A 10,920-nucleotide genomic window follows, 5' to 3' on the forward strand; every position below is an offset into this window, starting at 1 on the left:
GTGCCGCGTGAAGCGTTAGACGTGAAACGTAAAACGGAGGGAGTGACAGCCGCCGTCTTCGCGCTGGCTCTGCTCCTCGGCGCCCCGTCAGAACAGGCCTGGGCCTTCAAGATTATTTCACCCACCGACGGCGCCAGGCTGAAGTCGGGGCAAACCGTCACCGCCCAGGTCGACCTCGGCGCAGACACCGCCATCGTGAAAGTCCGCTACTACTGGTACGGGGAACAGGCCGACACCCTCGTGCAGCAGGACGACTCCGACGCCTCGACCATGCCACAACAGGACAAGCTGGCCGATGACAAGTATTCGCAGAAAGACAGCATCACCGGCGCGCCGGTCGTTGCGGTGGCCGCCCTCTCGTCCGGATTCGACCAGACCCCACCGTTCGGCGGCACGTTGAAAGTCCCGAAAGAAGCCGTGGGACCGATGCGCCTCTTGGCCGTGGCGGAAATCTCACGCGGACGCCTGGGTACCCGAACCGTGTTCGACGAAGTCATCGTGAAGGTGGAGCCGGACGCAGCACTGCAGACCATCGACTTCGAGACCGACAAGCCGTTGCAACTGGGACGCGCTGGACAATCCTCGGCCTTCGGTCATGTTGACTCGATGGGCAAGATCTTCGAGCTGCCGGTCGTGGGCGAATTCGCCGACGGCATCGTGCGCCCGATCCCCACGCCATCCAGCGGCACCAGCTACCACAGCTCTGACGCCAACGTCATCAAGGTCCTGAATGACGGGATGCTGCAGATCGTCGGCAACGGCAAAGCGACTCTTACCGTAACCAACCGGGGCAAGCAGGCCTCGCTCGATGTGAATGTGACCGTGAACGACGAGCCGAATGAACCGCCGGTGGCCGATGCAGGGCCGAACAAGACGGTGAAAGCCGGCATGAAGGTGAAGCTGAACGGCTTGAAGAGCCGCGATCCGGAAGGCGAAGCCCTGTACTATGCCTGGAGCCAGATCCGCGGCAGCAAAGTCCCCCTGCTGGACGTGAACAATGCCGAGGCGTCCTTCCTCGCGCCGACCGTCTCCGAAAAACGCACCTACCGCTTCAAACTGCGCGTGACGGATAAGAAAGGGGCGGACTCACTGCCGGCATTTGTGGATGTGGTGGTGGAGCCATAACGGCTGCTGAAAAAGGCCCCCAGCGGCGTTCTCAGTCGTGTGCCTCCCTGCGACGTACCCTCTCGGGTACGCCTCAGTCGCCCCACTCCTTGCGGCCTTGCTGGATAGCCTTTTTGAGCAGCCTATCCGAAAGGATATCCGAGTATCATCATGCAAGCAGATGAAGCACCTAAAGACTTAGGTCTCAAAAAGACTCCTGGCCTGGACAGGCAAGAAATACTCCAAACATGGATAAAATCAGGCATTGAAGACTTCTATCTGAGCTTCGAGTTAGAGGATAGATGGCACAGGCACAGCATTTTCTATTGCCATCAAGGTCTGGAAAAAATCTGCAAGGCTTACCACATCGGGAAATCTTCAGCGCGCTGGGAGAAATTGAACGATGCATCTGCGTTGAAGGAAATCGACAGAATAGCCAAATCTCTTAACCACAACCTTTTTCGTATGGTGAGATGTCTGCAATCGAGAGGAATACTGCCAGCGTATACGGCGCCTCGTCCCTATTCGGAAGATGACCTTTTGAAAGGCTTAGAGGCAGCCCACACTGAAGCCCGTTATCCCGTCCCTCTCCCATTCCATCTGACAAGAGACCAGCATGGCAAAGAACGATTTCGGATTCCAAGCAACACGCTGAGGATGTACCACGATCCTCTGGGCGAGACTGCCCCACGAGATTACGCCCGAAGCATGGCTAGAGTTATGCTAAAAAGGATTGCGAGTGATTTCTCGGTGAGAATTCCCAATTCAAAAGTTTCCACCAAAATATCGGACGAAGATTGGGAACGGTTTGCGAATGTTTTCTTGCGAGAATAAGTTGGAGAATCAATATCGGTGGGAGGAACCGCTCCAATCTATTTTCACGCCCCACTTACCACACAGGGTCCAAAAGCTGGCACACCTGGTTGAGCTTTTTGACGGGGCGGCGGAGGGCTTTCACAAGTTTCCCCACACGAATCCTTTCTCCTATACTTCCCCTATTCGAAACCCAGCTTCCTTACAAAGGAACCGTCATGCCAACACTCACAACTTCTCTTTCAGAGGAAGAAATGCGGCGGCTGAAAAACCTGAGTGGGGACGAGGGCTTAACCGTGGAGCAGATGGTGAGACTTTGTGTCCGCGACTGGATAGCCCAACCCGACGAACTCTTTCAAAGCACAGCACCACGAGTGCTTGAAAAAAATGCGGACCTTTACCGCCGCCTCTCGTGACGCCGAAAAGAATGACTTACAACTGAAGCAGGCGTGCACCGTGGATGAGCGTCACAATGGTTACGGTATCCCCATCGACTCGATACACCACCCGGTAGTTTCCCACGATGAGTTCCCGATAGATGCCGCGTTTATCTTCTGGAACTTTCCGTCCGGATTCAGGGAACTGCCGCAATTGTTCAACACGCTGCTGAATGTGCAATCCAAAAGTTTGAGCGTAGCCGGGGGAGTCAGCTTTGATGAAGTCCACCAAGGCCTTGAGGTCGTCGCGCGCAACGAACGACCAGACTATGCGAGCCATCCTGCCAGCTCACGCATGACATCCTCGTGCGGGATGACATGTCCGCTCTCCACAGCCTCTTGCCCGGCCTTGATCTTTTGGAGCACGTACAAGTGATACTGAATGTCTTCGAGCGTGGCTTCTTCCGGCAACTGTTCGAGCAATTTAAGGACAGCCGCTTTTTCTCCCATTAGTCACCTCCGGCAAAACACATCACTCCAAGGATACCGTGTATTATACGAGGATACCGTGCCGGTTGCACGTCGAAGGACATTCCTCTCACAAGCCTTTTCAACACAGATCCAATAGTGTTTAGAATCCAATTGATTGCCGTTTTCATCCGAGCAGTGCCGACTCCAACCTTTGCTTTCTCCTACCCAACTTCTGAGTTTGCATAGCATGATGAAGCAACATCCACTCAGAAACACACGTGCACTCACACCTCCCCCAATCTCACCGGCCCGAAGAGCTGGCGAGCCTGTTGAAGCTCCTTACTATGCCGCCGGAGGGCTGGGCCGAATTTGGATTGCAGCACGGCCTTGCGGTGGGGCGCGATGCTGCCTTCCACCTGATCGATCGCCTCTGTCAGCTGACCAACCATGCGGCGGCCTGAGCCGGTGAGCCAGCCCAGGTGATGATCCGCATAGTGCAGGTCTTGGAGGGAATACCGCACCGACTCCACCTCTTCCAAACAACGAAACCGCGCCCTGACCAAGTCGCGTGTCGTTAAACCTGCCTGGCGCCACGCCGCCGCCAGCCCCTCGCCCCACACAGACAAGCGCTCGAACAGCATCGCCCCCATCGTAAAGGTAAAGGAGGCATGCAGAATCCCGCGCAGCGGGCGCAGGCTCCGCCGCCAGGGCGAGTAGAAGATCTTCTGATTGTGGTCGCCGCGATACATGACATGCTTGCGCAGCAGCAGATTCAAATGGTGATGGCTGTTTTCATGGATCAGGTCGTCGATCAGATCCAGATTGTCCCGCTCGAAACAGTTGATGAAGGAGAGGCCCGGCCTGTGACGATAGCTGAAACTGACGACGCCGTTCGCATTCAGCGGCACGATATAGGACGTCAGCAGCGCCAAGACCTCATGCCCTTCCGGCCAGGCGTCGTGAATCGTTTCCCAGGCGCGTTGGATCCGCTCGACCTGCGCCGGGTCCGTGCCCACCACCTTCCGTGGCTGGCGGTCTTTCCCATAGGCCAAGGTCGGGCCGACCGTGACCGCGCCATAGGTGGTACAGAGCGCCACCGCGGCCGGACGCAGGGCCCAATGCCACTGGGCCTGCCCGCCAAGAGCGGACCAGACCGGCGAGAGGCTGCGCCCGGCCTTTATGGCAATCCCCTGCGCATCGACTCGGAACGTCGCTCGACCGGCGGCCTGCGCCAGCGCGCGTTTCAGCGCGAGCGGCGCCTCGCAGCAATCCCCCGCGACACCGAGGGGCACCGTGCCGGCCGCTTCCGCTTTTTCAAAGTTTTGCGCGAGGCTTCCTGGCACGTCCCAGTGCGGCATATTGCGGGCGCGGCACCAGGCCACCGCCGCCGCAGGATCGAGCCACAGCGACTCCTGTGCAATCTCCTGGGCGAGTCGTTTGCAAAGACCAGCCAATCTCCGGTCCAATCCACCGGTCTGCGGCTTGCCGTTGGGAAACAGCTCATCGAGATAGCTGTTCTCGAAAAACTTCTCCTGGCATTCGGCGAACAATTGTTCGGCAAACTCCCGGCGGTCGGATTCCCCTCGCCACTGCTGCCAAATATCCAGGAAGTAGACCCAATCGTTCAGCGCCTCGATCCATCCCACGACTTTCCAATTGGACAACTGCTCCGCCTTGAGTGAGCGGCTGAGAAACTCCGCGTAGCCGGTCGGGAACGCAAGCTGTGAGGCCAGCTCCGGATAATCGTCTTGCAGCTCCCGACAGAGGTCCTGAAGCAGCCGCCGCATCGACACACGAAGCTCTCCGGTCAGTCGGGTCAAAATTTGTGCATCCAGTAAAGACATGGCAACCTCGTGGGTGGGTCAAGCAGAGGGGGCGACTGTATCGCAGGAAGAACGAGGCTGCAAGGAGAGAACGAGGCAGGGCAGCGAGCAGACCGCCGCGCAAGAGATATCCCGCACGGTTTTCAGCGAGGACAACGGCGACAGGCTTTTCTGCCCCTCGTCAGATCCGCCCTGGTCCGATCACGCCGTGGCGTTCACCGAGGTTGCAAAGGCCGGAAGCCGCAGCCCGGTCTTGAGCAGCCGCAACGAGCCGGAGCGCTGCATCATGCGATTGCGCACGATGAGCGGATCGACGATATTTCCGCAGGACAGGCAGCGCAACCCGCGCATCCACATCGGGAGACAGCTTTCCTGAAGATCGACCAGATCATCGACAACCATGAGGCCCTGGCATCTCGTGCACGTCATCGCGCACCTCCTGATGATGGTGACCGCCCACTGCCTCACGCGCCCCCTTCTCACCGTCTGGCAGCGTGCCGAAAGCGCGCTTGCCTCAAAAGGGAAAGCAATCATAATGCCAGTTTCACCACCAACACTCTTGCGGGTTTTTGCGGTGAATCGTAGAGTGGACCTCTCCAGGCAACCATTCGCCTGGCACCCATGTGACCGAATTGGCCCCATGGGACGGAAATGGAGAGGGGCCGACGTTCGCATGTCACTGACCGCCATAGAAATCAGCCACGTTGTCGCGGAGCTGGCTCCGGCTTTGACCGAAGGCTGGATTCAAAAAGTCTATCAACCGGCCCCGCGCACCATCGTGCTGGAAATTCGGACGCCGGGCCACACCCACCGCCTCTTGCTATCGGCCAACCCCTCCGCCGCCCGCCTGCACCTGGTCACACAGCCCCTGCAGAATCCCCCGGCGCCGCCGGCCTTCTGCCAATACCTGCGGGCCCATCTGCAAGGGGCGCGCATCGATGGCCTCCGCCAGGAATCGAACGACCGTATCGTCACTATCAGCCTGACCGCGAAAGAAGGCCCGGTCCGCTTGGTCGCCGCCTTGACCGGTCATACCGCCAATCTGTTGGTGCTCGATGCCGACGGCCGGCTCCTCACCGACCTGAATCGTTCGAAGGCGTTGTGTGGGCAGCCCTATCAGTGGCCCTCCGCACCGGGAGGCGCGGGCCATCGCGAGCGCGTGCCCCGCTTCCCCACGACAGGAGATTCGCCGTTCAGTCTCTCCGCGGCCATTGAAGCGCACTATCAGGACAAGGAATCGACGGATGCGTCAGCCGCGCTGAAAGACGCGCGCGCCCAGCACCTCAAGAAAGCGCTCAAGAAGCAGCGCCGGCGCATCGACGCCTGGCATGCGGACCTCGCCAAGGCCGACAAGTACCGGAACTACGCGCGCTACGGGGAATTGCTCAAAGCCAATCTGGGCGTCATCAAAAAGGGACAAGAGGCCGTGACGGTCGTGGATTATTTTGACGAAGCCCTTCCGCAGATCACCATTCCGCTTGATCCGACCAAGTCGGCGCAAGGCAATATGGACGACTACTTCCGGAAGCAACGCAAATACGACACGGCTCAACGGGAACTCGGCCCGCGCATTGCCCAAGGGGAACAGGAGTTCGAGGCGCTCCGCCGTGAACTGACGGCCATCGAGCAAGGCACGTGGCAGCCGCCCGCTGCCTCCGCTCCCGCGCCTGCTCGCCACCGGCCGCCAGCTATCGGCCAGAAGCCGCCGGCAAAGTCCGGCCCCTTCCGCCGCTTTACGTCGTCGGACGGCCTCCAGATTTTTGTCGGGCGCAACGCGCGCGAGAACGACGAGCTGACCTTTGGCCTGGCCAAAAGCGAAGACCTGTGGCTGCACGCCCGCGGAACACCGGGCTCTCATGTCGTCGTGCGGCTGGACAAGGGGGCCGAGGCTCCGATCGAAACCCTCCGCGATGCGGCCACGCTCGCACTGCTCTACAGCGATCTGAAGAAAAGCGGGAAAGGCGACGTCATCTATACCAAGCGCAAATGGGTCAAGAAGGCGAAGGGGCAGGCAGCCGGGGCGGTCACCGTCACACAGGACAAATCGATTTTCGTCTCGCTCGATCGCCACCGCCTCGACCAACTCAAGGCACGATCGGCCTCAGCCGGAGACTAACTCGGCGCACGGCCGGAATCTTCCCTCACCGTCACGCCTGCCAGGCCGCTCCTGCCTTGCGAGAATACAAGTTTTTCTCGCAACTTTATACAACTCTCTTTATGATGGCAGAAACTTGAAGGGAGGGGCTTATGGCCGAAGCCCAATCGCCGCCCGCAGCACCTACAATCCTCGTCGTCGATGACGATTCCTCAATGGTATCGCTATGCCGCCAGTTTTTGGAGCAAGCGGGCTTCACGGTCTTGGGCGCGGAAGGAAGCCGGGAGGCACTCAAAATCTGCACACAGCATCAGGGGCCGATCGACCTTCTGCTCACGGATTTATTCCTTCCTCCCCCGGACTTTGAAATGGCCACGAGCACGAACGCCTTCCCACACGTGAATGGCAACGTCCTGGCAGTCAAAGCCGCCGCGATTCGGAAAGGGCTGAGAATCGTGCTGATGTCTGCAGTCTCGGAAGAAGAACTCTCCAAACATGCGATCAAGCACGGCGGGCTGCCCTTCCTCCACAAGCCCTTGAAGAAGGACATTCTGCTCCACGCCATCCGTGACACCCTGCAAAATCCCCCGCCGGCCCTCACCGCAGATTCGGGCAACGCCTCGGGTGACGTGGCCTGGTTCGACTAATCCTTCTGCGCGCTCCGTTTGCGTGGCTCACACGGTATGGCAGCGGTGGAAATTCTGGCTGGCCCCGTCTAGCAGACTGCGGAAAAACTCGCGTAGAAACGCTCTGCATCGATGAATGGAGCAGACACGGGAGTGGTTCAGAGTAATCGCAGGATGATCAAAAAGGCCACGGTTCTCACCCTCCCCCCCCCCCCGGCGCGCCGAGACGCGCCGTTCCGCGGCAAGGCCGCCGCTCGGGACTTCCCCTCGTTTCACCTTTCACGCCTCACGTTTCACGATTCCTGAGAACGCCGCTGGCGGACTTTTTCAGCATCCTGCTAGGGATGCTCGGTCATGAACCAACCGGCAATGGAGAGACGCCGGTGCTGTCCGGCGGTTTGGTCCACACGGCACACGCGGTGAAAGCGCGGCACGGTAAACATGACCAGCGAGCCGGGACGCGGCTCGATGCAATGGGTGATATCGAGCGCCGGCTTCTCGGCGGTGTGGGCCGGCCTCGTGGCATAGACGATCAACTCTCCCCCCCAATCCGACTGCCACTCCTCATGGAAATAACTGACGACCGCAATCCGGCGCTGCGGTGGCCGCCGTCCGCTCATGGGATGCCCCTGATCGGTATCGTCATGTGTGAGCAGACAGTCGCCGGCGGAATAGGAATAGTAACTGAAGCCCATGTGGCGCCCGATGATGTTCGGAAACGATTCCATATGCTGCTGGATACAGGGCAATTGCAGCCGTGAGAGAAAGCGCTGCCCTTGGGCGGGACCGATCTCCGCCTTCGCCCAATTGCCCGAATCGGGAAAGTCCTCCCGCACGTTCGGCAGATCCGACAGGCTTTTCCAGGCCGCTTGATTCATAGCCTCGCGAAAGAACCGGCGTTCCTCCGCGGACCAGAAGTTTTCGACCACGAGCACGGGGCTTGTGCGGAAGGAAAACGACTGCAGATCCGCTAGCGCCACCGATGACGATTGCACGACTCCCTGAGGGCTCACCAGCTTGCTCCCTTCGTCAGACCGGCCATCCGAACGCCGCTCTCTTATCATCCCCGCGATTCAAATGACAAGACAGGCCGCAAAAACAGAAGGGGTTGCTATCCTGCGATAGCAACCCCTTCCAGGCTTATCGTATCGTTGGGACTACCAGCGATCGCGCTTGCCCCCGCCGCCGCTCCGGCCCCCGCCGCCGCCAAATCCGCCACGTCCACCACCACCGCCGCCGCCAGTGCGGGGCTCTTGCGGACGCGCTTCGTTGACGGTCAAGGTCCGGCCGCCGAAATCGGTGCCGTTCAACGCCGTAATCGCCGCTTGGGCTTCTGCATCAGAGGCCATCTCCACGAAGCCGAAGCCCCGTGATTGCCCCGTGAACTTGTCTGTAATGACGCGGGCGGATTCCACCGCGCCATGCGCCGCAAACAGTTCACTCAATTGCTGCTCAGTCGCCGCGTACGGCAACCCACCGACATAGATCTTCGAACCCATGTGGGTTCCTCCTTTAGAAAGTTGATATTGTCTTGAACTCGAGTGACGGAGGAAGGAGCGGGCCGAAGACGCAAACGGTGCGGCGACTTAGGTCTGACTTCCGACGAAATTCCCGGTTAAGGCAACATCGTTGCGGGCCTGCTATACCTGAACGATTCACCGTGAGGCCCGTACGGTAAAGTGCTTCCACCCTACCACACGCCTGTCCCAATAGCAAACAAGGCCGCCAGCTTGGCCTGGGCGCTCAAGGCCCCCTTGACCGCCTGCACCAGCGACTCCGACGTAAAGGGCTTGGGCACGAACATCATCGAACAGCCCGTGATGCCCTGGCGCAACAACTCGTCCTGATTATAGCCGGACATGAACACCACCGAAAGATTGGGCCGGACCGTCTTCAGCCGATCGGCCAATTCGCGCCCGTTCATCCCGGGCATCAGCACATCGGTCAGCAGCAGATGGATCGGCCCGGCAAAGGCCTCCGCCCGCTGAAGCGCCTCGGCGCCGCTGGCGGCTTCCAGCACCTGATAGCCCTGCATCGTCAGCATTTGCGCGGCGATATCCCGCACGATCGCTTCATCTTCCACCAGCAACACCGTCGGCACCGGCGGCCCGGCCGGCTGCGGCGCGGGTTCGGCAGCGGCTGCCGCCGCGACTCTGGGAAACGTGATCGTAAACGCCGTGCCGCGGCCGCGGGCGCTCTCCACCTCGATCGTGCCGCCATGCTGCGAGACGATGCCGTACACGATCGAGAGCCCCAAGCCCGTGCCTTTCCCTTGTTCCTTCGTGGTAAAGAACGGGTCGAAGAGACGCGCCCGCACATCGTCGGAAAAGCCGTGGCCGGTGTCCCTGGCCACCAACCGCACCTTCGGCTCATCTCCCTTCACCAGCATCGTTTCGATGGTCAATACCCCGCCATCCGGCATAGCGTCGCGGGCGTTGGTCGCCAGATTCAACAGCACTTGATCGAGCTGGCCGGCATCGGCCTTGACCGATCCGGCGTCGGGAGCCAGCGTCAGCACCAGCCGGATCCGCTCCCCGAGCAGCCGCGCGAGAATGTCGGCGAACTTGTGCACCTGGCTGTTCACCTCCAGCACCTCCGGCTGCACCACCTGCTTCCGGCTGAAGGTCAACAGTTGCTTGGTCAGCTTGGCGGCGCGCTCACCGGCGCCCCTGATGGTTTCCAGCCTGGGACGGATCGGATTCCAGGGCTCCAATTGACCCAGCACCAATTCCGCGTTGCCATTGATGCCCGTGAGCAGATTGTTGAAATCGTGCGCGATGCCGCCAACGAGCCGCCCGAGCGCCTCCATCTTCTGCGCCTGGAGGAGTTGCGCCTCCAGCTGTTTGCGTTCCGTAATATCTTGCGCGATCGCCACGTACGACGAGGGCGCTTCTCCTGGCGCCCACAGGGGGGAGACCGTCACGTGCACCCACACCGTCCGCCCATCCGGCCTGACACACCGCTTCTCCAGCGTATATTCCCTGACACGGCCATCCAGCAACGACGCCATGCGCTGCCGCTCGGCCTGCGCGGCATCGGGATCGGTCTCCAATCGAATATCGTCCAGGCTCAGGGCATCAGGCGCATACCCGAAAATGTCGCGGTACCGCTGGTTGACGCGGCCAAACAGGCCCGTCCGGCTGTCGATCTCCGCCACACCCACGGCCGCCTGATCGAACAGCGCCCGCAAGCGGCGCTCGCTCTCCCGCACAAGCCGCTCCATCGCATGCCGGTGCAGCGCCATCTCGATCGTCGCCCGCACCTCGGATTCGTTGAAGGGCTTGAGCAAATACCCATAGGGCGAGGTCTTCGCCGCCCGCTCGATCGCCTCGGCGTCGGAATAGGCCGTCAAAAATACGACCGGCACATCAACCAGATCCCGCAATGCCGCAGCCGTCTCGATGCCGCTCAACGCACCGGCCAGATTGATGTCCATGAGAATGAGATCCGGGCGAAACTCCTCGATCCGGCTGATCACCTCTTCGCCACGCGCGACGAGACCGCAGACGGTATAGTATTGGCGCTCCAGGCGGTCCGCCAGCTCCATCGCGATCAACGTTTCATCTTCGACGATCAATACGCGCCGTTTATCCATCGTGCGACTCCTTTTC

The 10,920-nt window shown here is 60.2% G+C and carries 12 protein-coding genes; 5 read left to right on the forward strand and 7 right to left on the reverse strand.

Annotated features, from left to right (window positions below):
* The first annotated feature begins 21 nt into the window (after positions 1 to 21).
* From RI101_03130 to RI101_03140, 3 genes are all read left to right on the forward strand, one after another.
* On the forward strand, positions 22 to 1,125 hold the full coding sequence (locus RI101_03130; protein MEC4889033.1) for a PKD domain-containing protein: 1,104 nt from the start codon (positions 22 to 24) through the stop codon (positions 1,123 to 1,125).
* Between the two features lie 150 nt (positions 1,126 to 1,275).
* On the forward strand, positions 1,276 to 1,938 hold the full coding sequence (locus RI101_03135; GenBank protein MEC4889034.1) for a hypothetical protein: 663 nt from the start codon (positions 1,276 to 1,278) through the stop codon (positions 1,936 to 1,938).
* Between the two features lie 197 nt (positions 1,939 to 2,135).
* Positions 2,136 to 2,333, forward strand: coding sequence for a hypothetical protein (locus tag RI101_03140; protein ID MEC4889035.1), 198 nt, complete (start codon positions 2,136 to 2,138; stop codon positions 2,331 to 2,333).
* Between the two features lie 16 nt (positions 2,334 to 2,349).
* Here the strand turns inward: RI101_03140 and RI101_03145 are convergent, their stop codons facing one another.
* From RI101_03145 to RI101_03160, 4 genes are all read right to left on the reverse strand, one after another.
* Positions 2,350 to 2,634, reverse strand: coding sequence for a type II toxin-antitoxin system RelE/ParE family toxin (locus RI101_03145; protein MEC4889036.1), 285 nt, complete (start codon positions 2,632 to 2,634; stop codon positions 2,350 to 2,352).
* The gene (locus tag RI101_03150) at positions 2,622 to 2,804 is read right to left on the reverse strand and encodes a hypothetical protein (GenBank protein ID MEC4889037.1); all 183 of its coding nucleotides are present in this window, start codon (positions 2,802 to 2,804) and stop codon (positions 2,622 to 2,624) included. Before RI101_03150 ends, RI101_03145 begins: the two co-directional genes overlap by 13 nt.
* Before the next feature lie 245 nt (positions 2,805 to 3,049).
* The gene (locus tag RI101_03155; protein ID MEC4889038.1) at positions 3,050 to 4,609 is read right to left on the reverse strand and encodes an HEXXH motif-containing putative peptide modification protein; all 1,560 of its coding nucleotides are present in this window, start codon (positions 4,607 to 4,609) and stop codon (positions 3,050 to 3,052) included.
* Positions 4,610 to 4,789: 180 nt separating this feature from the next.
* Positions 4,790 to 5,017: a hypothetical protein gene (locus RI101_03160; GenBank protein MEC4889039.1), complete on the reverse strand. Its 228-nt coding sequence runs from the start codon at positions 5,015 to 5,017 to the stop codon at positions 4,790 to 4,792.
* 244 nt (positions 5,018 to 5,261) lie between these two features.
* Between RI101_03160 and RI101_03165 the strand changes: the two genes are divergently transcribed.
* Positions 5,262 to 6,704, forward strand: coding sequence for an NFACT family protein (locus RI101_03165; GenBank protein MEC4889040.1), 1,443 nt, complete (start codon positions 5,262 to 5,264; stop codon positions 6,702 to 6,704).
* Positions 6,705 to 6,835: 131 nt separating this feature from the next.
* Positions 6,836 to 7,330, forward strand: coding sequence for a response regulator (locus RI101_03170; GenBank protein MEC4889041.1), 495 nt, complete (start codon positions 6,836 to 6,838; stop codon positions 7,328 to 7,330).
* Positions 7,331 to 7,647: 317 nt separating this feature from the next.
* On the opposite strand, the gene RI101_03175 is transcribed toward RI101_03170, so the two are convergent.
* The 3 genes from RI101_03175 to RI101_03185 all read right to left on the reverse strand — a co-directional run bounded on the left by RI101_03175 (position 7,648) and on the right by RI101_03185 (position 10,904).
* On the reverse strand, positions 7,648 to 8,322 hold the full coding sequence (locus RI101_03175; GenBank protein MEC4889042.1) for a 2OG-Fe(II) oxygenase family protein: 675 nt from the start codon (positions 8,320 to 8,322) through the stop codon (positions 7,648 to 7,650).
* A gap of 144 nt (positions 8,323 to 8,466) precedes the next feature.
* Positions 8,467 to 8,808, reverse strand: a complete 342-nt coding sequence (locus tag RI101_03180) for an RNA-binding protein (GenBank protein MEC4889043.1) — start codon at positions 8,806 to 8,808, stop codon at positions 8,467 to 8,469.
* Between the two features lie 191 nt (positions 8,809 to 8,999).
* The gene (locus RI101_03185; GenBank protein ID MEC4889044.1) at positions 9,000 to 10,904 is read right to left on the reverse strand and encodes a response regulator; all 1,905 of its coding nucleotides are present in this window, start codon (positions 10,902 to 10,904) and stop codon (positions 9,000 to 9,002) included.
* Positions 10,905 to 10,920: the final 16 nt, after the last annotated feature.

The sequence above is a fragment of the Nitrospira sp. genome (genome assembly GCA_035968315.1).
In the GTDB taxonomy this organism is placed as follows: domain Bacteria; phylum Nitrospirota; class Nitrospiria; order Nitrospirales; family Nitrospiraceae; genus Nitrospira_D.